29 protein-coding genes are annotated in these 25,005 nt (G+C 36.5%); 25 read left to right on the plus strand and 4 right to left on the minus strand.

The window, feature by feature from the left end; genetic code table 11:
• The first annotated feature begins 134 nt into the window (after window positions 1–134).
• From AC3WV0_RS09755 to AC3WV0_RS09835, 17 genes are all read left to right on the plus strand, one after another.
• Complete coding sequence (locus AC3WV0_RS09755) at window positions 135–1,451, plus strand: phenylacetate--CoA ligase family protein (protein WP_488845909.1); 1,317 nt, start codon at window positions 135–137, stop codon at window positions 1,449–1,451.
• Window positions 1,452–2,537 carry a 2Fe-2S iron-sulfur cluster-binding protein gene (locus AC3WV0_RS09760; RefSeq protein WP_488845910.1) on the plus strand — a complete coding sequence of 362 codons (1,086 nt, stop codon included), beginning with the start codon at window positions 1,452–1,454 and terminating at the stop codon, window positions 2,535–2,537. It abuts the gene before it with no gap.
• Between the two features lie 112 nt (window positions 2,538–2,649).
• On the plus strand, window positions 2,650–3,588 hold the full coding sequence (gene paaA, locus AC3WV0_RS09765) for a 1,2-phenylacetyl-CoA epoxidase subunit PaaA (protein ID WP_488845911.1): 939 nt from the start codon (window positions 2,650–2,652) through the stop codon (window positions 3,586–3,588).
• A 109-nt stretch (window positions 3,589–3,697) separates the two neighbouring features.
• Window positions 3,698–3,979: a 1,2-phenylacetyl-CoA epoxidase subunit PaaB gene (paaB, locus tag AC3WV0_RS09770; RefSeq protein WP_027373980.1), complete on the plus strand. Its 282-nt coding sequence runs from the start codon at window positions 3,698–3,700 to the stop codon at window positions 3,977–3,979.
• A 99-nt stretch (window positions 3,980–4,078) separates the two neighbouring features.
• Window positions 4,079–4,828, plus strand: a complete 750-nt coding sequence (gene paaC, locus AC3WV0_RS09775; RefSeq protein ID WP_488845912.1) for a 1,2-phenylacetyl-CoA epoxidase subunit PaaC — start codon at window positions 4,079–4,081, stop codon at window positions 4,826–4,828.
• Window positions 4,829–5,029: 201 nt separating this feature from the next.
• Window positions 5,030–5,467, plus strand: a complete 438-nt coding sequence (gene paaD, locus AC3WV0_RS09780) for a 1,2-phenylacetyl-CoA epoxidase subunit PaaD (RefSeq protein WP_488845954.1) — start codon at window positions 5,030–5,032, stop codon at window positions 5,465–5,467.
• Between the two features lie 91 nt (window positions 5,468–5,558).
• Window positions 5,559–6,359 (plus strand): enoyl-CoA hydratase/isomerase family protein, encoded by an 801-nt coding sequence (locus tag AC3WV0_RS09785; RefSeq protein WP_488845913.1) that lies wholly within the window; start codon window positions 5,559–5,561, stop codon window positions 6,357–6,359.
• A gap of 105 nt (window positions 6,360–6,464) precedes the next feature.
• The gene (locus tag AC3WV0_RS09790) at window positions 6,465–7,598 is read left to right on the plus strand and encodes a 3-hydroxyacyl-CoA dehydrogenase NAD-binding domain-containing protein (RefSeq protein WP_488845914.1); all 1,134 of its coding nucleotides are present in this window, start codon (window positions 6,465–6,467) and stop codon (window positions 7,596–7,598) included.
• 330 nt (window positions 7,599–7,928) lie between these two features.
• Entirely contained in the window at window positions 7,929–8,243 is a 315-nt protein-coding gene (locus AC3WV0_RS09795; protein WP_488845915.1) for a hypothetical protein, read from the plus strand.
• Window positions 8,244–8,482: 239 nt separating this feature from the next.
• Window positions 8,483–8,896 (plus strand): PaaI family thioesterase, encoded by a 414-nt coding sequence (locus AC3WV0_RS09800; RefSeq protein ID WP_488845955.1) that lies wholly within the window; start codon window positions 8,483–8,485, stop codon window positions 8,894–8,896.
• A 95-nt stretch (window positions 8,897–8,991) separates the two neighbouring features.
• Window positions 8,992–10,197 carry a 3-oxoadipyl-CoA thiolase gene (gene pcaF, locus AC3WV0_RS09805; RefSeq protein ID WP_488845916.1) on the plus strand — a complete coding sequence of 402 codons (1,206 nt, stop codon included), beginning with the start codon at window positions 8,992–8,994 and terminating at the stop codon, window positions 10,195–10,197.
• A gap of 236 nt (window positions 10,198–10,433) precedes the next feature.
• Entirely contained in the window at window positions 10,434–11,027 is a 594-nt protein-coding gene (locus AC3WV0_RS09810) for an acyltransferase (protein ID WP_488845917.1), read from the plus strand.
• Window positions 11,028–11,074: 47 nt separating this feature from the next.
• The gene (locus tag AC3WV0_RS09815; RefSeq protein ID WP_488845918.1) at window positions 11,075–11,680 is read left to right on the plus strand and encodes a transposase; all 606 of its coding nucleotides are present in this window, start codon (window positions 11,075–11,077) and stop codon (window positions 11,678–11,680) included.
• Between the two features lie 75 nt (window positions 11,681–11,755).
• On the plus strand, window positions 11,756–12,583 hold the full coding sequence (locus AC3WV0_RS09820) for an alpha/beta hydrolase (RefSeq protein ID WP_488845919.1): 828 nt from the start codon (window positions 11,756–11,758) through the stop codon (window positions 12,581–12,583).
• Between the two features lie 10 nt (window positions 12,584–12,593).
• Window positions 12,594–13,142, plus strand: coding sequence for a hypothetical protein (locus tag AC3WV0_RS09825; protein ID WP_488845920.1), 549 nt, complete (start codon window positions 12,594–12,596; stop codon window positions 13,140–13,142).
• 17 nt (window positions 13,143–13,159) lie between these two features.
• Complete coding sequence (gene paaZ, locus AC3WV0_RS09830) at window positions 13,160–15,655, plus strand: phenylacetic acid degradation bifunctional protein PaaZ (RefSeq protein WP_488845921.1); 2,496 nt, start codon at window positions 13,160–13,162, stop codon at window positions 15,653–15,655.
• Between the two features lie 60 nt (window positions 15,656–15,715).
• Window positions 15,716–16,399: an SMUG2 DNA glycosylase family protein gene (locus tag AC3WV0_RS09835; RefSeq protein ID WP_488845922.1), complete on the plus strand. Its 684-nt coding sequence runs from the start codon at window positions 15,716–15,718 to the stop codon at window positions 16,397–16,399.
• Between the two features lie 108 nt (window positions 16,400–16,507).
• Here the strand turns inward: AC3WV0_RS09835 and AC3WV0_RS09840 are convergent, their stop codons facing one another.
• The 3 genes from AC3WV0_RS09840 to AC3WV0_RS09850 are packed head-to-tail and all read right to left on the minus strand — an operon-like array spanning window position 16,508 to window position 18,483.
• On the minus strand, window positions 16,508–17,335 hold the full coding sequence (locus AC3WV0_RS09840; protein ID WP_488845923.1) for a T9SS type A sorting domain-containing protein: 828 nt from the start codon (window positions 17,333–17,335) through the stop codon (window positions 16,508–16,510).
• A 22-nt stretch (window positions 17,336–17,357) separates the two neighbouring features.
• On the minus strand, window positions 17,358–17,903 hold the full coding sequence (locus AC3WV0_RS09845; RefSeq protein ID WP_488845924.1) for a phage tail protein: 546 nt from the start codon (window positions 17,901–17,903) through the stop codon (window positions 17,358–17,360).
• A 34-nt stretch (window positions 17,904–17,937) separates the two neighbouring features.
• Entirely contained in the window at window positions 17,938–18,483 is a 546-nt protein-coding gene (locus AC3WV0_RS09850) for a phage tail protein (RefSeq protein ID WP_488845925.1), read from the minus strand.
• A gap of 252 nt (window positions 18,484–18,735) precedes the next feature.
• Here AC3WV0_RS09850 and AC3WV0_RS09855 point away from each other — a divergent pair, with 252 nt between their 5' ends.
• The 8 genes from AC3WV0_RS09855 (at window position 18,736) to AC3WV0_RS09890 (ending at window position 24,238) form a co-directional block, all read left to right on the plus strand.
• A complete protein-coding gene (locus tag AC3WV0_RS09855) occupies window positions 18,736–19,500 on the plus strand; it encodes an enoyl-CoA hydratase/isomerase family protein (RefSeq protein ID WP_488845926.1) in 765 nt (254 codons plus the stop codon).
• A gap of 276 nt (window positions 19,501–19,776) precedes the next feature.
• Window positions 19,777–20,394 (plus strand): hypothetical protein, encoded by a 618-nt coding sequence (locus AC3WV0_RS09860; protein ID WP_488845927.1) that lies wholly within the window; start codon window positions 19,777–19,779, stop codon window positions 20,392–20,394.
• Between the two features lie 34 nt (window positions 20,395–20,428).
• The gene (locus AC3WV0_RS09865) at window positions 20,429–20,719 is read left to right on the plus strand and encodes a winged helix-turn-helix domain-containing protein (protein ID WP_488845928.1); all 291 of its coding nucleotides are present in this window, start codon (window positions 20,429–20,431) and stop codon (window positions 20,717–20,719) included.
• Window positions 20,720–20,782: 63 nt separating this feature from the next.
• Window positions 20,783–21,073, plus strand: a complete 291-nt coding sequence (locus tag AC3WV0_RS09870; protein WP_488845929.1) for a hypothetical protein — start codon at window positions 20,783–20,785, stop codon at window positions 21,071–21,073.
• A gap of 25 nt (window positions 21,074–21,098) precedes the next feature.
• Window positions 21,099–21,584 (plus strand): Coq4 family protein, encoded by a 486-nt coding sequence (locus AC3WV0_RS09875; protein ID WP_488845930.1) that lies wholly within the window; start codon window positions 21,099–21,101, stop codon window positions 21,582–21,584.
• Between the two features lie 15 nt (window positions 21,585–21,599).
• Window positions 21,600–22,970 (plus strand): DUF4153 domain-containing protein, encoded by a 1,371-nt coding sequence (locus AC3WV0_RS09880; RefSeq protein WP_488845931.1) that lies wholly within the window; start codon window positions 21,600–21,602, stop codon window positions 22,968–22,970.
• A gap of 160 nt (window positions 22,971–23,130) precedes the next feature.
• Window positions 23,131–23,673, plus strand: coding sequence for a hypothetical protein (locus tag AC3WV0_RS09885; RefSeq protein WP_488845932.1), 543 nt, complete (start codon window positions 23,131–23,133; stop codon window positions 23,671–23,673).
• A 52-nt stretch (window positions 23,674–23,725) separates the two neighbouring features.
• The gene (locus tag AC3WV0_RS09890) at window positions 23,726–24,238 is read left to right on the plus strand and encodes a hypothetical protein (RefSeq protein WP_488845933.1); all 513 of its coding nucleotides are present in this window, start codon (window positions 23,726–23,728) and stop codon (window positions 24,236–24,238) included.
• A gap of 73 nt (window positions 24,239–24,311) precedes the next feature.
• On the opposite strand, the gene bamJ is transcribed toward AC3WV0_RS09890, so the two are convergent.
• Entirely contained in the window at window positions 24,312–24,995 is a 684-nt protein-coding gene (gene bamJ / locus AC3WV0_RS09895) for a BamJ family beta-barrel-assembly machinery protein (RefSeq protein ID WP_488845934.1), read from the minus strand.
• Window positions 24,996–25,005: the final 10 nt, after the last annotated feature.

The following is a 25,005-nucleotide window of genomic DNA, read 5'->3' on the forward strand; positions in this document are numbered from 1 at the left end:
ACAGCGTATTTAAACGGATTATCTTATAAAGTATTGCATTATTTTAATCAGCCATATGACGAAAATCATAAAAATTTGGCAGAAACAAAAAATCTTTTTACATTTACGCCTAACAAGTGTTAGTTAGTTGTAGTATGGATTTTTCAGTTGAATATTTAAAGCTCGACCAATTGAGACAGCTTCAATCTGAGCGATTGGCTAAATTGGCAGACTATCTTGGGGAGAAGTCGGAATTTTATAATAGAAAATTTATTGAGACAGGAATATCTCCGCAGGATATCAGGTCGATTGAAGATATTACGAAACTTCCGATTACTTACAAACAGGATTTGAGAGACAATTATCCGTTCGGATTATTTACCGTTCCGAAAAATGAATTGCAAAGAATTCACTGCTCAAGCGGAACAACGGGAAAACCAACGGTAGTAGGATATACAAAAGAAGATGTTGATTTATTCAGCGAAGTGGTTGCAAGATCATTAAACGCAGCGGGAGCAAAACCCGGAATGCAGTTGCACAATGCCTACGGTTACGGAATTTTTACGGGCGGATTAGGACTTCATTATGGAGCAGAAAAATTAGGAATGAGCGTGTTGCCCATTTCAGGAGGAATGACAACGAGACAGGTCGATTTAATTATAGATTTTAAGCCTGAAGTTCTTTGCTGTTCACCCTCTTACGCTTTAACGCTGGCTGATGAATTTGCCAAAAGAGGAATTTCTGCGGATGAAATTAGTTTGAAATATGCCGTTTTAGGTTCTGAGCCTTGGACGGAAATCATAAGACATCATATTGAAGAAAGGTTGGGTGTTCACGCGACCAATATTTATGGTTTAAGTGAAATTATCGGTCCCGGAGTTTCAATGGAAGATTTTGAGGAAAAAGGCGGTGCTTATATTTGGGAAGATCACTTTTATCCTGAAATTTTAGATCCGGTTACTAAACAGCCGGTGCCATTCGGGGAAGAAGGAGTTTTGGTAATCACGACTTTAACGAAAAAAGCAATGCCGCTGTTACGTTACTGGACAAATGATATCACAAGTCTCTATTATGACGAAAAAGGTAAAAGAACAATGGTGAAAATGAGACCCATTCTCGGAAGAGCCGATGATATGTTGATCGTAAGGGGAGTAAATGTCTATCCGAGTCAGATCGAGGAAGCATTTTCCCACGTGAAAGGAGTTGTTCCAAATTATTATCTGACACCTGTAGAAAAAGAACAAATGTGTGTCGCACTGGATGTTGATGTGGAAGTAGATGATGAATTGGTACGGGCGCAAAATTTAAGTTTAAATACCGATGATTATGCTATTTTTGTCGGAAACTTTGGAAAAAGTATAGAAAACGAAATTAAAAAGCGGGTAGGAATCACAACGAAAGTAAAAATTCATGCCCAGGACAGTCTTCCTAAATGTGAAGGTGGAAAAATTAACAGAATACTTAAAAAATAAATGAATTCATTTTATAAACTAAAAACGGTTAAGGTTCAGAAAGATACCAACGATGCAGTAAATGTAGCCGTTGAAATTCCTGAAGAGCTGAAGGATAAATTCAGGTTTAAACAGGGACAGTATCTTAATTTCAGAATGATGATCGACGGAAACGAAGAGAGACGGTCTTATTCTATCTGCAATGCGCCGAGCGAAAAAAGCAACACGCTGGAAGTATTGGTAAAACTATTAGAAGGCGGAAAGGTTTCCGGATATTTCAACGAGCATCTTCATATGGATGAAGTTCTTGAAGTAATGCCTCCAATGGGCGGTTTCAACACTTCCTATCACCCGACGAACGTTAAAACCTATATTGGTTTAGCGGCAGGAAGCGGAATTTCCCCGGTGTTGTCTAATATTAAAGAAAGTCTTTACCAGGAACCGAATTCAAATGCTTATCTGTTTTACAGCAACAGAAGCATGAATCATGTAATGAAAAAAGCTGAAATCGACAGGTTGGTAGAGCAGTTCAGAGGAAGACTGAAAGTTATTTATCTGGTTAGCCGTGAAAAGCATGAAGATCAATTATTTGAAGGACGCATCTGTCCGGATAAACTGGAGCAGCTTTTTGAAAGGCATCCCGAAATTGACGTTAAAGAATCTACTTATTTCATTTGTGGCCCTTCAGAGATGATTAAAAGCGTTGCAGATTATTTAAAGAAAGATAAAAAAGTACCTGCTATTCAGGTTTTATTTGAATATTTCACCGCTCCGGATGAAGAAAATACAGAAGAAATGAGCGATGAATTCAAAGCCATTGCCAATATCGAAAGTATGGTAACGGTGATCATTGATGATGATGAATATTCATTCCATTTAAATTCAAAAAAAGAAAGTATCTTAGATAAAGCATTGAAAGATAATCTTCCTGTACCTTTTGCCTGTAAAGGAGGAGTTTGTTGTACGTGTAAAGCCGAAGTTTTAGAAGGTGAAGTTTTCATGGAAAAAAACTACGCGCTTACCGAAGAAGAAGTAGCCAGAGGTTATGTTCTTACCTGCCAGTGTCATCCTACAACGAACGTGGTGATGCTTAATTATGATGTTTAAAATTAATGTAACAATCTAACAATTTACCATTGTAACAATCACTGTCATGCTGAGCTTGTCGAAGCATCTAATTGGTACATTGCTAAACTGATATATTGCTAAATTGAAAGCTATGGATTTAGAAAAATTTGTACAATACGTACACGACGAAAATAAAGTGGAACCAAAAGATGTAATGCCAGATGATTACAGGAAATTATTGGTTCGTCAGATCTCCCAGCACGCCCATTCCGAAATTGTAGGAATGCTGCCGGAAGCCAACTGGATTTCCAGAGCACCGTCATTGAGAAGAAAAATGGCTCTTTTGGCTAAAGTTCAGGATGAGGCGGGCCATGGTTTATACCTTTATTCAGCAACAGAAACTTTAGGTGACGGAACGGTAAGAGCAGACAGAGATGCCACTTATGAAGATATGCTTTCAGGAAAAGCAAAATATTCCAGCATCTTTAATTATCCGACGTTGAGTTGGGCAGATATCGGCGCAATCGGCTGGCTGGTAGACGGAGCTGCGATTATGAACCAAGTAATGTTGATGGGGAATTCTTACGGTCCTTACTCAAGAGCGATGGTGAAAATCTGTAAAGAAGAATCTTTCCATCAAAGACAAGGTTACGAGATTTTGATGGCCCTTTGCCGTGGCACAAAACAGCAGAAAGAAATGGCTCAGGCTTCGCTAAACCGATTCTGGTGGCCGGCTTTAATGATGTTTGGTCCGAATGACGACAGTTCGCCAAACTCAAAAATCTCTATGAATTACAGAGTGAAAAGAGAAAGCAACGACAGTCTTCGTCAGAGATTTATCGATGTTACCGTTGCTCAGGCTGAATTTTTAGGCTTAACCATTCCGGATAAAGATCTGAAATGGAATGAAGAAAGACAGCATTACGATTTCGGAGAGCTTCCTTGGGATGAATTCATGGAAATTCTAAAAGGAAACGGTCCTTGCAATAAAAAACGTATCGAGACAAAAAGAAAAGCGCAGCGAGAAAACTCTTGGGTAAAAGAGGCAGCTGTGGCTTTTGCAGAAAAACAGGAAAAAATTTCAATATAACAATATACCAATGTAAAAATGTAACAATCCTATTGTCATTCTGTAAGAAGCGAAGAATCTCATTATTGTTAAACTGTTACATTGATACATTGTTAAATTAATTTTAATTATGGCAAACTTAGATATGTGGGAAGTGTTTATTCAGACTAAACCGGGATTATCCCACAAACACGTTGGAGTGGTGCAGGCACCAACAGCAGAAATGGCTTTGCAGAATGCAAGAGACGTTTACACAAGAAGAAAAGAAGGAACTTCGGTTTGGGTGGTTCCAAGTAAATATATCGTAACTTCGGAAGGCGTGGATAAAGAAGCGTTTTTCGACCCGGCAGATGACAAATTGTACCGTCACCCGACATTTTACGAGATCCCGAATGATGTAAAAAATATGTAATAAGACTTTGGAGATAATGGACGGATAGATAATAGACCTTGAAATTTATATCTATTTTCTATTAGTCTATCATCTATCCGTCTTCAAATTGATTAAACAATGAATCCATTATATAATTATTTATTAAAACTGGCAGACGACAGCTTCATCATGGGACAACGTTTGTCCGAGTGGTGTGGTGAAGGCCCTTATCTGGAAGAAGATATTGCATTGACAAATATCGCGCTGGATGAACTTGGACAAGCCAACAACTTTTACGTATACGCCTCAAGAGTGATTGATGACGGAAAAAGTGAAGATGATTTGGCATTTTTAAGATACGAACATGAATATGTAAATGCCCATTGGGTAGAGCTTCCAAACGAAGATTATGCACAGACGATTTTAAAAGTGTATGTATTTGCGGTGTATCAAAAGCTGATGTATGAAGCATTGTCAAACTCTGCGAATGAAGAACTTTCTGCTATTGCTCAGAAATCTTTGAAAGAAGTAAGATATCATTATACTCATGCCGCTTCCTGGATGAAAATCTTTGCTCAGGGAATGGAAGAAAGTAAAATTCGTCTGGTGAAAGCCATCGAAAATATTTGGGAATATACCAAAGGATTATTTGCGAAAACAGAAGGTGAAGATGATTTAGTTGCCTTAAATATTGCCCCGAATACAGATATTCTTTACGAAGAATTCCTTGCGATCACGCAAAAAGATTTTGCAGATTTCGGGCTGGAATATCCTGTAAATCCTTTCATGCAGCCAAAATCAAGAACAGGCTATCACACAGAATATTTCGGATATATCCTTTGTGAATTACAATATATGCAGAGAGCATATCCGGGGTGTACGTGGTAAATAAAATGTACCAATATATCAATGTAGCAGTTTAACAATCTAACAATTTTGAACTACCATTGAATTTACTCTTCGTTGGCTTCGCTGAGTAGAACGCCTTTGCGAACTTAAAAACGGTTAGTAGTGAAAAAAATCTTAGCGCACTTTGCGTTAAAAAAATAAGATAAAATAAGATTGAAAAATCCTTTAGACATATTAGAAATGGTTCCCGATCCGGAAATTCCCGTGATCAATATTGTGGAATTAGGTATTGTAAGAGAAGCTAAAGTTATTGGTGATAATTCTTGTGAAGTAACGATTACGCCAACTTATTCTGCCTGTCCCGCCATGTTTACCATTGAAGAAGACATTATCAAGATCATGAAACAAAACGGTTGGGAAGCGAAAGTAGTCACCAAAATGTTTCCGATCTGGACGACAGACTGGCTGACGGATGAAGCAAGAGAAAAACTTCGTGTTTACGGAATTACCCCGCCTGAAAAAGGAGCAGATGAGCATTATATTGGGAAACCGAAAAAATGTCCACGCTGCGGTTCCGAGCATACGAAGCAAATCAGCAGGTTTGGCTCTACATTATGTAAAGCTTCGTATCAATGTTTAGACTGCCTAGAACCTTTTGACTATTTTAAATGTCATTAAATTGATGTCTTGTTACATGATTTAATATTGTTAAATTAGAGCATTGTTAAATCTTTGAATTTTTAAATAAGTTAAACTTAAAATTTAAACCATGTACACACAACTCGATATTGAGACGCACTTTGAAGGAAAACTAAAAATCGCTTATCTCAACCAACCGGAAACTATGAATGCGCTTACAAAGCCTTCATTATCAGATTTAAAAGATTTTTTTAAAGAATGCAGTGAAGATCCAAATGTACGATGTGTCGCGATTTCAGGAAGAGGCAGGGCTTTTTGCTCAGGTCAAAATCTGGACGATGCATTCGTTACCGGCAAAGAGCATCATGACCACGATATCATCAGAAAAATTGTGACGGATTATTACAATCCTTTGGTGATTGAACTTACACGCTGCAAAAAACCGGTGGTAGCATTGGTAAACGGTCCTGCCGTAGGAGCCGGAGCTATGTTGGCGCTGATCAGTGATTTTGTTTTAGCAAGTGATAAAGCCTATTTTGCACAGGCCTTCTCTAATATCGGACTAATTCCTGATACAGGAGGAACATATTTTTTGCCTAGATTGATGGGCCGTCAGCTGGCAAATTATTTAGCTTTTACAGGAAAAAAATTGTCTGCAGAAGAATCAAAATCTTATGGTCTGGTTGCTGAAGTATTCTCGGAAGAGGAATTTAATTCAAAATCAATGGAGATTCTTGAGAAAATGGCCAATATGCCGACAGCAGCAATTAAATTAACGAAAAAAGCATTCGCCAACTCTTACAGCAATACACTGAAAGAACAACTGGAACTGGAAGCCGATCTGCAACAGGAAGCTGCAGGAACTGAAGATTTTATCGAAGGAGTAAATGCCTTTTTACAAAAAAGAAAACCTGATTATAAAGGAAAATAAAATTAATATAACAATGTACCAATGTAACAATCACTGTCATGCTGAGCTTGTCGAAGCATCTCATTGATAAACTGCTACATTGCTACATTGTTACACTATTACATTATGAAATATGTAGGAATTATCGGTGCCGGAACTATGGGAATTGGCATCGCACAGGTAGCCGCTACCAACGGATGCAAAGTTTTGGTTTACGACGCCAATCCGAAACAAGCGGAAACTGCAACCCTTGGTCTGGAGAAAACACTGATCAAACTGGTAGACAAACAGAAAATTTCAGCAGATAAAATGACTGAAATTTTAGCCAATATCTCTATCGCAACAGAACTGAAAGACTTCAAAGAATGTGAGCTCATCATTGAAGCCATCATTGAAAATAAAGAAATTAAGACCAAAGTATTCACTGAACTGGAAAACCACGTTTCAGAAAGCTGTATCATTGGTTCTAATACATCCTCCATTTCCATCACCTCACTCGGTGCAGAATTAAAGAATCCTGAGCGTTTCATCGGAATTCACTTCTTCAATCCGGCTCCTATCATGCCTTTGGTGGAGGTCATTCCTTCTTTGCTTACTGAAAAATCTTTAGCGGATAAAATTTACCATTTAATGAAAGAATGGGGCAAAACACCTGTTATTGCCAAAGATATTCCAGGATTCATTGTGAATAGAATTGCACGTCCCTATTACGGAGAAGCATTAAGAATTGTTGAGGAAAATATTGCAACTCCTGAGCAGGTAGATGATGCCATGAAAACTTATGGAAACTTTAAAATGGGACCGTTTGAATTAATGGATCTTATCGGCGTTGATGTGAATTTTTCCGTAACTACAACCGTGTATAAAGACTATTTTTACGATCCGAAATATAAACCGTCTTTGTTGCAGCAAAGAATGTCTGAAGCTAAGCTTCACGGCAGAAAAACAGGAAAAGGCTTCTACGATTATTCTGAAGGGGCAGAAAAGCCCGTTCCTCAAAAGGATGAAGTTTTGTATGATGATATTTTTCACAGAATTCTCTCCATGCTTATTAATGAAGCTGTTGAAGCAAAAAGACTGGGTATCGCCAGTGATGAAGATCTTGATTTGGCCATGCAGAAAGGTGTAAATTACCCAAAAGGTCTTTTACAGTGGGGGAAAGAAATCGGATACGATCTGGTAACTGAAGTCCTTGAAAATCTTTATGATGAATACCAGGAAGACAGATACAGACAAAGTCCGCTGCTGCGTAGAATGTAACAATTTACCAATCTAGTAATCAATGTCGCCTGTAGGAGCTTGTTTGATTTTCTAAACATTTCATTTTTAAATTATTATGAATTACAAAATAATAACTAAAAAGAAGTTGATTTCATCTTTTACGGTAGCCCTTTTCTCAACAATTTTTGTAGGAGGTATATTTTACTTAACTGATATTCGTTTTAAAGCGATTGCAGATGATAAAATGTTTAGTTGGGGATTCGTAATCATTTATTTTTCAGCGACGTTTATAAGTCGTCTTTTTATGGATAGATTGATGATTTTTTTTAAAAAGACTGGTCGAAAAGATTTGATAAAATAGAACGGTTAATGGATATAAATGCATTCAGGGCAGAATTGGAAACAAGGCTTCTTATTGAAAAAGAATATATAATTCAGGAGCTTGATTCTATTAAAACCTATCAGGAGCGGATTGAATTGCTGCCAAAATTTAATAAGAAATATAAGTTGCTTATCAAAAGGCTTGCGGATGAGGAAGGTTTGGATCTGAGTGCTCTCTATCAGAACGAAAGTGATCCTAAGTCGGAAAATCTTTCTAATGGACAGATCATTCTCGGTGTAACCATGAATATTTATGACCAGATGGCAGACGATTTATATGAAAGAATAGCAGATACAGAGTAAAGTGAATAATCAAAAACTTAAAAAAGCATTTACGCAGACAGCAATTTCATTTTCGGTTATGACAATCGCAAATTATCTGGCATACTACTTTTCAGATACGAAAATTTTTTCATGGCGCTTCATGATTATACTTTTTGTGATTTATTTTTCAGCCAATTATTTTCTGGCAAATAAAGAGCTAAGCTGGAAAGATATTTTTAAAACAAAAAACAACGGATTAAGTTAATCAATATATGGAAATGACTCCAACACAGGTTGCAGAATATATGTTGAATCAGGATGAGTTCTCTCAATGGATGAATATCAGACTGATAGAAGTAAAAGAAAACTATTGTTTAATCGAAATGCCCATAAAGAAAGAAATGATAAATGGGCTGAAGACAGTTCATGGTGGAATTACATTTGCTTTTGCGGATTCTGCGCTGGCATTTTCGTCTAATAATTCAGGAGATGCTGCCGTTGCATTAAACTGTATCATCAATTTTACCAAAGCCGGTAAAGAAGGTGATATTTTCAGGGCAGAAAGTATTTTAGTGAACGATACCAGAAAAACTGCTGTTTACGACATTAAAATTACCAACCAAAACAACGATCTTATTGCCAAATTTGTCGGAACGGTATATAAAATAGGGAAAAAAGTAACAGAATTATAAATTTGAAAATTTGGAAATGAGGCAATTTGGAAATTATTTTTAATGCTTTATTTCATTTTCAAATTCTCAAATTAACTCATTTTCAAATTAAAATTATGAACAACGTATATATCATCGATTATGTAAGAACACCGATTTCAAAATTATCTGGAGGACTTTCAGAAGTTCGTGCGGATGATCTGGCAGCGGTAGTTATTAAAGAAATCATAGCAAGAAACCCGGAAGTTCCCGTTGAGGAAATTGAAGATGTTATTCTCGGGTGTGCCAACCAGGCCGGTGAGGATAACAGGAATGTGGCGAGAATGGCGCTGCTTTTGGCTGGACTTCCTTATCAAATTGGTGGAGAAACAGTAAACAGGCTTTGCGCATCAGGAATGTCGGCGGTAGCCAATGCTTTCCGTGCGATTGCTGCAGGAGAAGGCGAAATTTATATAGCGGGTGGCGTAGAACATATGACACGCTCACCTTATGTAATGTCAAAACCAAGCACGGCGTTCGGAAGAGACAGCCAGATGTTTGACACGACTTTCGGATGGAGGTTTGTCAACCCCAAAATGAAAGAAATGTACGGGGTAGATGGAATGGGAGAGACAGCTGAAAATTTAGCGGATATCCACCAGATCAGCCGCGAAGATCAGGATAAATTTGCCCTTTGGTCACAGCAAAAAGCGAGCAAAGCTCAGGAAAGCGGAAGACTGGCAGAAGAAATTGTGAAAGTTGAAATTCCCCAGAAGAAAGGTGAACCTAAAGTTTTTGATACTGATGAATTCATCAAACCGACTTCCTCAATGGAAGGACTAGGAAAACTTCGTCCTGCTTTTAGAAAAGAAGGAACAGTAACTGCAGGAAATGCTTCAGGAATGAATGATGGTGCCGCAGCATTGATTTTAGCCAGTGAAGAGGCGGTACAGAAATACGGACTCCAGCCTATTGCTAAAATTTTAGGTTCAGCCGTTGCTGGTGTAGAGCCAAGAATTATGGGAATCGGCCCTGTAGAAGCCATTCAGAAAGTACTGAAAAGATTGAATCTCTCGTTGGATGATATGGATGTTATTGAATTGAATGAAGCCTTTGCAGCTCAGGCGTTAGCCGTAACAAGAACATTAGGATTACAAGATGATGATTCAAGAGTCAATCCAAACGGAGGAGCAATTGCAATCGGTCACCCGCTTGGAGTTTCCGGCGCGAGAATCGTAGGATCTGCTGCCATGGAATTACAGAAACAGAATAAGAAATATGCCCTGTGTACCCTTTGTATCGGTGTCGGACAAGGTTACGCAATGGTGATTGAAAAAGTTTAAATCAATTTGAAAATGAGCTAATTTGAGAATTTGAAAATGATATTTAAAACAGAATAAATTTTCAAGTTAGCTCGTTAAATTAACGTTTAGACTTTGCTGAGTGAAATCGAAGATTTGACGAAGTCAAACGCCTTTGCAAACGAAAAGTATGCAGAAAAATTTTCGAAAAAACTTCGTGAACTTTGTGTTAAAGTAATTTTCAAATTAGCTCATTCTCAAATTTTCAAATTAAAATTATGAATATCTACTCATATCACGGTATCAGACCGATCATTAAACCTTCCGCTTACATTCATCCGCAGGCGGTAATTATTGGAAATGTGGAAATCGGTGAAGAAGTGTACGTGGGACCCAATGCGGTAATACGTGGAGATTGGGGAAGAATCATCGTTAAAGATGGAGCAAATGTTCAGGAAAACTGCACGCTGCATGTTTTTCCGGGCATTGAAACTGTTTTGGAAGAATCTGCACACATCGGTCATGGCGCAATCATTCATTCCGGACATATCGGAAAAAATTGTTTAGTGGGAATGAATGCTGTCGTGATGGATAAAGCAATTATTGGTGATGAATGCATTATCGGAGCTTTGGCTTTTGTTCCCGCAAATTTTACATGTGATGCAAGAAAATTAATCGTAGGAAGCCCGGCAAAAATTATCCGTGATGTTTCAGATGAAATGATCAAATGGAAAACCGAAGGAACAAAATTGTATCAGGAATTAGCAAGAGAAGGAAAAGATGCCATTTTACCTTGCGAGCCTTTTACAGAATATGTTCAGCAGATTCCTACAAAAGTTGTTGATTATAGCATTTGGGATGATATTAAATAATTTTTCGTTCCTTACTAAACCTCATAGGTTTCCAAAACCTATGAGGTTTGAAATATAAAAACACAACTGAAGAAAAAGAAATGTCAAACACAGAAAATTTTGAATGTGAATATGTTTACCATATCTACACTCATGCAAATGGAAAAGATTTAATTTTTAGAGAAGAAGAAAATTATAAATATTTTTTAGATAAGCTTGTAAAATATATTGTTCCAATAGCTGAAATATATGCATACTGTTTAATGCCAAATCATTTTCACCTGTTGTTAAGATTTAAAGAATTGAAAGAGATTGAAAATGAGCATTTTTATTTAATGAAACATTTTAGCAATTTACTAAACGGATATGCAAAAGCATATAACAAAAGATATAATAGAAAAGGATCTCTCTTTCTTGACTATATAAGGCGTAAAAGAGTTGATAATAAAAAATATTTAATTAAATTATTACATTATATCCACAATAATCCTGTCAATCACGGATTTATAGAAGATATTAATGATTGGAAATATTCATCCTATCAGTCTTATATTAATTTTTCTAAAGAAAGTAGAATTGAAAGAAAAGAAATGATGCAATATTTTGATACCATAAATGAATTTGTAGAATATCATAAATCAAATGTTGAGTATGATTTTCTAACAATCGAATAAATAGAATTTAATTCAAACCTCATAGGTTTTAAAACCTATGAGGTTTTGAGAGAACAGTTAACAAAGAAATAAAGTATGTTAAAAAAACTTCTCATTTTCTGTAGTATTTTGTTTGTATTTCAAAATGTGATTTTAGCCCAAAACGGGAATATAAAACCGCTGACTATAGGAGAAATCAGAACGTTTAAGTCTAAAATTTTAAATGAAGATAGAACGTTAAACATCTATCTTCCGCAAAATTTTGATAAAGCAAAATCTTACCCGGTTATTTACCTTTTGGATGGAAGCATGAATGAAGATTTTATCCACGTTACAGGGCTGGTACAGTTCTTTAATCAAATGTATGCAATGCCGGAAACAATCGTGGTAGGAATTGCGAATGTCGACAGAAAAAGAGATTTCACGTTTCATACCGATTTAAAAGATTTACAAAAAGATTATCCTACAACAGGACATTCTGATAAGTTCATTAATTTCCTTGAAAAAGAATTAAAACCTTATATTGAAAATCAATTTAAAACTACCGATACCTATATCTTCGGACAATCCCTTGGCGGACTATTAGCGACAGAGGTTTTATTGAAAAAACCTGAAATGTTTAACCACTATTTTATTATCAGTCCGAGTTTATGGTGGGATGGTGAAAGCCTTTTAAAGAAGGCGAACCAGCTATTAACCAAAATTCCTGATACTACGAAATTTATTTACATTTCGGTTGGAAAAGGCGAACATTCTGTGATGGTAAAAGATGCAGAAGATTTATATGATGTCCTTAAAAAATCAAACAAAAAAAACTGGACAGTAGAATATAAAATGATGGAAACGGACAATCATGCAACGATTCTTCACAGAAGCTTGTATGAAGGTATTTTGAAATTATTCCCGTATAAGGAAACGAAATAATTTTTATTTCATGAAGAATAATAAAATTTTGAATATCAATAATTTAGAGAATGTTCAGGATCTTCTTTTGGAAGTTCCTGAATTTGAATATCAAAAAGTATTAACAGAAAAACTTGATAATAAAAAAGACGATTTCACTTACGAAACTATGTTGGAAATTGTTCTTTGGAAAACGAATCGATTTCCCGAAATTAATGATGATTTAATTATAAGAATTAATGAATTAAGAAAAGGATATGATGAAGATTTATCAGATTATATTCTAACTAAATTATTAGATTCAAGAGGATTTGATTTACCTATGGCTTCAACTTTTTTAAGATTTATTAATCCGGATTATTTTCAAATTATTGATCAAAGAGTTTACAGAATCGTATATGGAGAAAATTTGAAGATTCCATTTAATAAATCAAAGAAAGTTGGATTGTATAAAAAATATCTTATTGATTTAAAAGAGACTTGTATTCTTCATCATATTCCTTTTTCTAAATCTGATAGAATTCTTTATTTGTTGGACAAACATCCTCGTGTGAATAAAGATCAAAAAATAAAATATTAGTAAAAAGTAAAAACTATATGCAAAAATTAAAAAACTATATCCACGGCGAATGGATCGAAGGTAACGGAAACGGAATTCCTTTGTACAATGCGGTGACTGGAGAACAGGTGGCTATCTCCGATACAGAAGGGCTTAATTTTGAACAAGCCTTGAATTACGGTAGAACGATTGGGTACAAAAACCTTTCATCCATGACGTTTTACGACCGTGGGGAAATGCTGAAAAAAGTAGCACTGTACCTTTTAGAAAGAAAGAAAAAATATTACGAATTATCTTATAAAACAGGAGCGACTCATGTAGATTCGTGGGTAGATATCGAGGGAGGTTTCGGTACTTTCTTTACCTACTCAGGTTTGGCAAAAAGAATGCTTCCGAATACACCTTTTTGGGTAGATGGAGACACACAGAAAATTTCTGCCAACGGAACTCACCTCGGAACCCATATTTTAACGCCGAGTGAAGGAGTTTCTGTCCAGATCAATGCCTATAACTTTCCGGTTTGGGGAATGCTGGAAAAACTTTCGACATCATTATTGGCTGGTGTTCCTTCGATTGTAAAGCCGTCTCCGTTTGGTTCGTATTTAACAAATGCCGTTTTTCAGGATATGATTGAAAGCGGAATCCTTCCCGAAGGAGCCGTACAATTAGTTTGCGGAGAGCCCGGAAATATTCTGGATTATGTTCAGGATGGAGATTCTGTGTTATTCACAGGTTCTGCAACGACAGGTAGAAAATTAAAATCTTTACCATCTGTTGCGGGAAATGCTGTTCGCTTCAATATGGAAGCAGATTCTCTAAACTGTTCAATTCTCGGTTTGGAGGCAAAGCCCGGAACTCCTGAATTTGATTTATTTATCAAAGAAGTTCGTAACGAAATGACCACAAAAGCAGGACAGAAATGTACGGCGATCCGAAGAATTATCGTTCCTGAAGACTTAATCGGAGAGGTGCAGTATGCTTTATCCAAAGCTTTAGATCAGACCAAAATCGGAAATCCGCTAAGCAGGGAAACAAGAATGGGCTCTCTTGTTGGAAAACAGCAGTATGACGAGGTTTTAAGAAAGATCAACCTGCTGAAAGCTGAAACCGAACTGATTTATGACGGACAGCATGAACTGGTAGATGCCGATTATGAAAACGGAGCATTTATGAGTCCGAAATTATTCTTAAATGACAAACCTTTTGAAAAAAATATCTCTCACGATGTAGAAGCATTCGGACCTGTTTCTACTTTAATGCCTTATAAAGATGCGGAGGAAGCAGCTGCTTTGGCAAAAAGAGGAAAAGGAAGCCTGGTTGGATCCATCGTTTCTTATGACGATCAGTTCGTAGCAGAAACTTCATGGAAAATGGCATCGCAGCACGGAAGGATTTTTGTTTTGAACAGAGATAATGCCAAGGAAAGCACCGGTCACGGTTCACCGCTTCCTACATTAATGCATGGCGGTCCCGGAAGAGCCGGAGGAGGCGAGGAAATGGGCGGACTAAATGGTCTTCATTTTTTCCTTCAGAAAACAGCGATTCAGGGTTCTCCGGATATATTGACGGCAATTACTAAAGTATATCAGCAGGGTGCTGAAAAGAAATATTCTGATAAGCATCCGTTCCAGAAATATTTTGAAGAAGTAGAAGTTGGCGATTCACTCGAAACAGCAGGAAGAACGGTGACTGATGCCGATATTGTGAATTTTTCTAATGTTTCATGGGATCATTTTTATGCGCACACTGATGCAACAAGTTTAACGGGAACTATTTTCGATAAAACGGTTGCTCATGGGTACTTTATTCTTTCTGCGGCAGCAGGATTGTTTGTATCAGGTAAAAAAGGACCGGTTATTGCCAACTACGGACTGGAAAACTGTTCATTCTTCAAGCCTGTGTATGCAGGAGACACGATTACCGTTTATTTAACGGCGAAAGAAAAAATCAACCGCGGAGTGAAGGGTAGAAATATTCCTTCCGGAGTGGTAAAATGGTTGGTTGAGGTAGTTAACCAAAGAGAAGAAGTCGTTTGTGTAGCAACAATTTTAACGCTTGTTGCAAAACAGTCACCGTTCATCGATCTTAGTGTAAAAAATGTTCAGAAAATTCTCAATGGCTTAACAGAAACAACGCAGCCGAAATGGGGAAAAATGTTACCTCAACAAATGATCGAACACCTGGAACATGGCGTATTGGTAAGTTTAGGTGAGCCTGAAGCAGACAAATGCTATACCCCGGAAGAGCATTTGGAAAAATGGCAGGATTCTCTTTACAATCACCGGAAAATGCCTAAAGATTTTCCTGCTCCGTTCTTAGCGGATGACGCAAAGCTTTTGGAATTAAAGCATAAAAACCTGGAAGCAGCCAAACAGTCCTTCCTGGAAAATCTTAAGAGATTTGTAATTTATTATAAAGAAAATCCACAGGCGGAACACATGAATTTCGTATTCGGAAAGCTGAATAAAGAAATGTGGGAGCTGATGCACAGAAAACATTTTACGCATCATTTTGAACAGTTCGGATTGATTTAATTTAATCATACACAGTGTAGCAGTTTAACATAAATTGCTACATTTTTTTTATATTGTATTGTGGAAAATTTAGCGGACAACATAATTGAATTCAATAAAAATTTAACTTACAATGGAAAGCTTCCGGAAGATTTTCAGGTGTTGAATCCTTATCTCGACAATCCGGAAACGCTGGAAGTTATGCAGCAGTTTTACTGTAAATATTATAATGATTCAAACCGCCGGAAATTTTTAATAGGAATTAATCCCAGCCGTCACGGAGCCGGAGTTACCGGAGTTCCTTTTACAGATACCAAACGTCTGGAGAGCGTTTGCGGAATTAAAATGACCTCAGCCTACACCCATGAAGTTTCGTCTGTTTTTGTGTATGATATGATTGCAGAATATGGCGGCGCAGAAGAATTTTACAGAGATGTGTATATTAATTCACCTTTTCCGCTGGCAATTGTAAGAAAATCTAAAGGAAACTGGATCAATGCCAATTATTATGATGATAAAGCTTTATTTAATGACGTAAAGGATTTTATGATTGATTCCTTAAAGAAGCACATCAGTCTCAATCTTGATATTTCGGAAGTATTTATTATGGGGAAGAAGAACGCTGATTTTATTTCAAAGCTTAATCAGGAAGCCGGCCTTTTTGATAAAATGACTGTTCTTGAGCATCCGCGATATATTCAGCAATATAAATCGAAAGAGAAGCAGATGTATATCGACAAATATATTTTAGCGTTAAAAAAATAAAATCCCCCGAATTCAATTCAGGGGATTTACATCACACACTTATGCATTAGAACCGCCACGGTATAATTACCTGTATCAAAAAGTTTCGTGGTTATTAGTCAAGTATTTTTATTTTTTGATAATTTTGTAAACCTCTGAAGAAGATTTTACCAGATAAGTTCCTTTTGGAAGTTCAGAAATATCTGTTTGATTTACACCTTTTCTTGCTTCAATCGTTTTAACCAATTGTCCTGACTGGCTATACACTTCAAATTTAGAATTCTCAACAGTTTCAATCGTAAGAGGTCCGCTGGTAGGATTCGGATATACCTTGTCGGCTTTTTTAGAAGCTTTTACGTCATTAGCCGCAAGCACAAGATTGCTGTCTTTCACCCAAGTAAAGGCATCAAGTGCAAGATATTGGAAGTTTCCACCGGCAGTAATCTGAATTTGATCAATGACAATGTTGCTGTAGTTTTGGCCATTTAAATTCGTAAGGTCAATCAAAGTGTATCCATTGGTAGCACCAAGTGTTGCTGCAAACCCTGTGGTTTTAGTCTGTAAAAATTTAGTAACTCCTGAAAGTTTTCCCGTAATAGTCAGAGTACCTGCAACTCCCAAAGTACCATTTCCTGCAGCTGCGTACACCCAGAATCTGTTTACTTTGAATAAGTTAGAAGTCGTTTTGATACTGAAAGATGTACCTGCCGACTGATTTCCTGCTCCTGAATTATCGATATACCTGTTGTCATTAGAGGTTCCGTTCCATCCTGATCCTGGATAGTTGGCCTGAATGTCGTATGTATTAACATGCGAGAGAATATTGAAAATCACACCGTTGTCAGTAAAACTTGAACTTGAGTTTGATTCAGTTTCAAACTGTTCTGTGCTGGTCTGTCCAAACGAAGCAATCGAAATGAAAAGAGCACACACGCTAGAAAATAGAGTACTTTTCATGATTAAATTTTATCGTTGATAATTATTGTCTTGATGGGAAAATGCCTATTACACAGATAATATAGTTGAGCCCCAGATATGGAGGCATATTATCTATAGGAAGATTCTGCCCCGTAAAGGTTACCGAACCCGAATTTATTACTGTATCCGGATCATTGTCTATAAAGTTCGGAACAGGTAAAAAATCTCTTCCCGCATATGTTCCTGAAACAGCAATTGAAGAAGCTGCAGATGGAGTGGAAGTTGTTGCATTTGATTTCGAAACCCGCAGCTGACTTACCATCGTAGGAAGATTTGAACTGAGAATCGTGGTCTGAGGATTTCCTGCCGCTTCTCCTAAGACAACACTTTTTCCCGTGTTTGATGCTCCTGCTCCTATAGGTGCACGGCCGTTTAGGTTAGGTAAGGCAAAGGTTGTTTTTCCGTCGCCTCCATACACATTTCCTAAAATTGCAAAAAGTGCCTGGTTTTGATTGATATTTAACAGCGCACCGTTGCATAGCATATAGCCTCTTGGCGCAAAATTTCCTGCGAAAAGTTTGATTGTTCCTATTAATTCTTCGTCCATGATTATTGTATTTGGTTGTTAATATTATAAAAGATTATGGTCTTGAGGGGTAAAGTCCTTCTACACAGATGATATAGTTAATCCCTAAATAAGGAGGCATATTGTTAACCGGTAAATTCTGACCAATGAAAACAACAGATTGCTGGTTGATGATAGTGTCAGGATTCGCATCTACAAAATTTGGTGCAGGTAAAAAATCTCTTCCTGCATACGTTCCGCTCACCGCAAGTGATGTCGTATTTGAAGGAGTAGAAGTTGAAGCGTTAGCCGATGATACCTTTAGTTGGCTTGCAAAGCTTGGCATATTGGCAGAAAGAAGTGTATTTGCAGTCGATCCGTCTGCTTCCCCAAGTTCATAAGACTGTCCTGTAGTAGAATTTCCTGCACCAATCGGCATACGTCCATTTAGGTTTGGTAGACCAAATGTTGTTCTTCCATCACCTCCATAGGTCGTTCCAAGAATTGAATAAAGAGCAGTGTACTGTGAAATACTTAGTAAATCACCATTACAGAACATATATCCTACTGGTGGGAAATTTCCGGCGAAAACTTTGATTACGCCCATTAATTCGTCGTCCATGATAATTATTTTTTTCAGTTTTAAATTCCTACTCTTTTCTGGCTTTTCGGATACCGCCCTTTTTGGTGTAAATGTCATATTGATTGACAGTTCAAAGTAACGACAATCACAAACGTTGCTATAGAGTAGAAAATACTAAATTCATGATTACGTATTTCTACGTAGTGAGAGTTTAGAAAAAATTTAGTTCATGCGTATTTCCTCTGAAAGCATTGTATTTATTACATTTGTAAAAATCTAATTAAAACTAAAATGAACGAATTTGTAGTAGCAGAACTTAAAAATAATATCGCCGAAATTACTTTCGGAACACCCAAAAGCAATTCTCTTCCCGGGGCTATTCTGGAAAAATTGGCACAGACTATTCTAGATGAAGGAGCAAAAGATGTGGTAAAAGCCATCCTTATAAAAAGCGAAGGTGAAAAAGCTTTCTGTGCTGGAGCGAGCTTTGATGAATTGCTGGAAATCGAAGAGCTTGAAAAATCCACAAAGTTTTTCGGAGGTTTTGCTAAAGTTCTGAATGCCATGAGAAACTGCGGTAAAATTGTCGTAGTAAGAGTTCAGGGAAAAACTACCGGAGGTGGAGTGGGAATTGCCTGTGGGGCAGATTATTGTTTTGCAACAAAGGATGCTGCATTGGCACTTACGGAAATCAATTTAGGAATCGGCCCGTTCGTGATTGGTCCTTATGTGGAAAGAAAAATCGGGAAATCACAGTTTTCGGCAATGGCTATTGATGCAGATTTCAGGTCGGCAGAATGGGCGGAGCAGCATAATATTTATCATTCTGTTTCTGAAAATATTGAACAAATGGATGCTAAGCTTGAGAAATTCCTTCAGACACTTGCGTCGAGAAGCAGTGATGCTTTAGCTTTGATCAAAAAAGTTTCCTGGGAAGGAACAGATCATTTTAATGAATTGATGCCTGCAAGGATTCACATGAGTGCAAGCCTGATCCTGGAAGATTCCGCAAAGAAAAATATAGAAGCTATTAAAGAAAGATTAAGGACAAAATAAAAGTCTTTTATTCTGAATACAACCGTCGGGCTTTCCGACGGTTTTTTTAGCAATAATGATTTAGTGCTTATTTAAATTTTATCTAATATATTTTATGGACTTCTCTTTATATGCTTTATCAAATAAATATATTTTTAGAATTAAATACAATCTTTAAAATTAGGCTGACCAAAAATTGATAAGCAAAGCGGATTGACCATTGACTATTCAACTTTTTTGCAAAAAAACTTTGCGTATTCAAAAAAAATAATAACTTTGTAATTCAAAGTTCTTTTTATGGAATCAAAAAACTATCACGAAGACTTATCACATATCCGTTCCATGATGGAGCGTTCTTCAAGGTTTATTTCTTTAAGCGGATTATCAGGAGTTGTAGCAGGTTTGGCTGCTATCATTGGTGCCGTGTATGTGTATTTTGTTTTTAAAAGAGAAGGAATTGACTATTTTGATGGTGACAGGAATATTTTCGGGCCTTCTTTGGTAAAAGAACTGATTTTCATCGGAACCGCTATTCTTGTTGTCGCTATTCTGAGCGGATATCTGTTTACAGCTCACAAAAGTAAAAAGAACGGACTGAAGATCTGGGATGCAACGACAAAACGCCTGCTTGTCACTTTTGCAGTTCCGTTGGTTACTGGCGGAGTATTTTGCCTGGGACTTCTTTATCATCATCTTTTTGTTTTCGTAGCACCTGCAACTCTTATTTTTTATGGATTGGCTCTGGTAAGCGCAGAAAGATATACCTTAACCGACATAAAATACCTGGGATATTGCCAGGTCATTTTAGGATTAATCTCACTGTTTGTTTTGGGATGGGGACTGCTTTTCTGGACGATCGGTTTCGGAGTGTTACATATTGTTTATGGTATGATCATGCATATTAAGTATAAATAATAATTATTTTTGCAGATCTAAAATTGATATAATAATGATAAAGATAAATCAACTCAATAAAGAATTCGAAAGCCGGGTAAGATTAGGCATTATGTCTGTTCTTATGGTCAACGATTGGGTTGATTTCTCTGAAATGAAAAGTCTGCTTGAGATCACAGACGGCAATTTGGCAAGCCACAGCAACGCATTGGAAAAGGCAGGATATATTGAAGTGAAGAAAGAATTTGTCGGAAAGAAACCTAAAACGTCTTACCGTGTTACACAAAACGGAAGAAAAGCTTTCTCTGATCATCTGAATGGATTGGAAAAATTGCTTGGAAAATAAAGAATTTTTTTTGAATTTAAACTTTGAAATACAAAGTACTTTTTAATTTAAAATATTAAAATAATGATTACACAAAAACAAAAAACAACAATTATTTTCGCTGTACCTGCTTTATTGCTTGCTGCCGCATTTTTTGCTAACCTTTTGATGAAAGACTGGAATTGGTCCATCTTTGATTTCATTGTTGCAACAGTAATTCTTTTCGCAACTGCTTTTTTCGTAAATCTTGTAGTGCTTTCCAACAAAACTTTTATCACCAAAGTTCTGGTTTCATTTGTCATACTGCTGATCGTTTGTCTGGTTTGGATCGAGCTGGCTGTAGGTATTTTCGGGAGTCCTTTTGCAGGAAACTAAGTGAATCTTTAAAATTTAATTTTTTATGAAAAAAATACGCGTTCAATTTCTGCTTTTCATTTATGATAAAACTCAAAAGCTTTACCGAAAATATTTCAAGAAAAAGAAAAGACAGTGGCAGTTTACCGAAAAACAGCTGCTGGAATTTCAGGAAGATTCTTTAGGAAGAAAATTAGGCGAATTTTATAAAAAACACGGTTTTAGTATGATTCCGAAAATGGAAAATCATGATGTTCATCATCTGATTACAGGCTGTGGAACCAATTTCGAAGATGAAATTGCCATGCAGTTTCTTTTGCTCGGCAATGGCAAGCTGAATGCTCATCTTTTGGCAGCTATCGTTTTAGGAAGTCTGATTTTACCGGAATATTATAAAATCTACATTAAAGCTTACAAAAAGGGACAAAACATGCGACCGTTTTATGAATGGGATTTCGAGGCCTTACTATGGCAGAATTTTGAGCATCTAAAAGATTTTATTCTGCAAAAAAATACGGAGGTTCACTTTTAAAATTAAATAAAAACTATGAAAACACATCACTATATCTTTATCACGACTGTTTTGTTCATCATTCTGTTTTATGATCAGAATATGGGACTCAACCTTGGAATTATAGCCGTAGTCTATTCCATCCTCACATTTTTCAGAACACCTGCTAAAAACAGAACATTGACTTTTTACTTTCTTTTGATCACAAGTTTATTTTCGGCGGCAGCATTTGCCTGGTACGGAGATTTCCCTTCATTTCTGGCTGTCTTAAGCTCGGTGGTACTGTTGGGCTACCGTTCAAAAAACAGAAGAATGAAAATCCTTTTGCTGATTCCGGTTATTGTAACCAACTGCTCAACTTTTTTATGCAGGTTCTTTAGCTTTGACAAATGGCTCCCAAAGAGAAAAATTCCAGGATTCTGGCAGAAAATGTTTGCGTTTATCTTTATTCCGTTACTGCTGATCTCTGTTTTCTTTGGCGTCTACTCGGCAGGAAGCGATCATTTTGCCAATCTTTTTATAAATATTGAACTAGACATTAATTTCTGGCAGTTAATCGCCATTACTGCTTTGGGACTTTTTGTTGCATTTAATTACTGGAATTATGTTGTTGAAAGAATTATTTACAAAATTAACGGACTCTTGGACAATAACTTTGGAGAAAAGGATAAAGTTCTGAAACCTACCTATTCTTTTTTTGACCTTGATATGGAAAGAATGGGCGGTGTAATTTCCTTACTGGCTTTGAATATTTTGTTGATATTTTTTATTGTCACTTACAATTATGAACAGTTTTTTGAAACGGTAAAAAGTCCATCACAGCTTTCCCAGGAAACTCATGAGAGAGTAAACGTCGTAATTATCTCCATCGTTATGGCCATTTTTGTGATTATGTTTTATTTTAAATCCAGTTTCAATTTTGATCCTAAAGCAGGCTTAATGAAAATGTTGGCTAAAGTATGGATCTTCCTGAATGCTGTTCTCGTCATTTCAGCATTGGTGAAGAACACGGAATATATTGAAAATTATGGGTTTACTTATAAGAGACTTGGTGCGTATGCGTTTTTAATTCTTTCGTTGATAGGTTTGGTCATGACGTTTATTAAAATACAGTTTAGAAAAAGAAATGCATTTCTTTTCAATACGATGACATGGTACATCTATGGAACAATTCTGGTCTGCAGCTACATCAACTGGGGCGGGATTATTACCTCTGAAAATATGAAGCGTAAAGATTTTATGGTAAATTATTATGAAACAACCATTAATTTCAATGAAAAACAATTATTGGAATATGCTGAAAAAAAACATGATGAAAAGCTTAAACAGGAAATACTAAATAAAGTAAAACCCCAACACGAAGAGAAAACGCTTTCAAAGGTTTTATATTATCAGACCATAAAATAATGGTGAAAAATCTAAAATGTGATAAACTGTAATTGATTTGTTTAAAATTAATTCTAATATTTTTTTAAGCTGTGAATAACTTTAATGGAATAATTTTGGCATCTCAGAATACTCAAAGTTTAAAGACTTTAAATTTAAGTTTCTCATTAAAATAACTATTATGAAAAAGATATTTTTGCTTATCCCGCTGATCATCCTATCATGTAAAAAAGAATCGAAAATACAGGAAACGCAAAATACAGATTCACTGGCGACGACAACGGAACAAACTGCAAATCCTGAAAAAACAGATTCTTCTGCCGTAAAGATGAAAGATTCCATCATCAATAATGCTCCAAAAACAAAAGAAGTTTTACGAACTGGCGTCATGAGAGAAGTTAAGGATGGAAAAATCATCAGAACGGTAGATGGTGAGCATCTTCCGATAACACTGGGCGAGGAATTTACTAACGACAATCAGGAACTTGTCCTCAAAATTGCCGATTACAGCAATCCTGAAATAAAGGCCAAAATTTCAACCAAAGAGAAGGATTTTAACATACGCTTCAATCAGATAAAATTACCAAACGGCGATTACGACGGACCTTTCGGAAGAGATCTTACCTATGAAATAAAAAATAAAGGTGAGGTGTGGCTGATTATTGGCAAAAGCAATATGGCTTCAGGAAATACCAAAGGAAATTTTACAGTAAGTATAGAATGATGTTTAGCAATTTGGTATAATTTCTGCTTGCAAAACTTTAAAATTTATCAATATGAAAAATATGATTTTGACAGCGGCAGTGGCCTCACTTGCTGTAGTAAGCTGCGGAACAGTGCAGTCGTTGGTTCAGAATACATTTCCTTATACAGCTAATGTTTTGATTTCAACAGGCGTTCCTGCAGATAAAGAAGTTTCATCTACCGCAACAGCATCCAATGTACAGACCTGGTTTGGCGGTAACAATAACGCAAAAATTAAAGATGTAAGAATTTCCGATGCTAAAGTTTCTGTAGTATCACCTTCGGGAGGAAATTTAAGTGCTTTTAAATCCATTAAAGTTTATATATCATCAAGCGGTACAGGAGAAAGGCTGGTTGCCTCCAGGACGAATATCTCTACCGATGCTTCAAGCTTAACGCTTGATCTTGAAAATTCAGGTTTTCTTGATGAAGTTGTAAAAAGTACGGGCGTTACCGTAAGAACGGTTTATGAACTGAAAAACCAGACAAGTTCAGACATGAATCTCAGAATTGCTCTTAATTTCAGCAGTATACCTGCGAATTAGTTTTTTTATAAAAGTTTATTGAAAAAAACGCCTTTCAGCAATGAAAGACGTTTTTGTTTTTATATGATTAAATTTATTTGAAATCAACCAGCTCAACATCAAAAATAAGTGTTGATCCTGGAGGAATGATATTCCCGGCACCATTGTCGCCATAAGCAAGGTCGGCAGGCAGATAGAATCTGTATTTTGCCCCTTTACTCATCAGCTGTATACCTTCTGTCCATCCTTTTATTACCCCGGAAAGATTAAGCTCAGCAGGTTTTCCACCGTTTTTCTCCGTAGAGTCGAATACCGTTCCATCCATCAGTTTTCCTGTATAGATAACAGTTACGGTGCTCGTTGCGGTTGGTTTTGCTTTTCCGTCGCCTTCTTTAAGCACTTCGTACTGTAGGCCGCTGGCAGTGGTTTTTATATTTTTATTAAGCTTGTTTTTAGCGAGAAAATCATTTCCTTTCTTTTTATTTTCTTCCGCCTTAGCTTTTTCTATAGCCATTCTTTTTTCATTCTGCTTCTGCATAAAGCCCTGCATAAAATTGCTCATTTCTTCCTTAGGAAACAATTTGGGTTTATCCCCAAACTCATCTTTCATGGCCTGGGCAAGTAAGTCGGGATCTACGTCGAAACCTTGTCTCTTCATATTTTGTGCAATATCAAGACCTATATAATAAGAAGCTTTTTGATCTTCAGTATAGCTTTTTTGAGCATACACAGAGCTTATTCCGCCGAGAATAAGTAAAGTAACGAATGTTTTTTTCATTTTTGTTAAT

The sequence above is a fragment of the Chryseobacterium sp. 27AL genome (genome assembly GCF_057815395.1).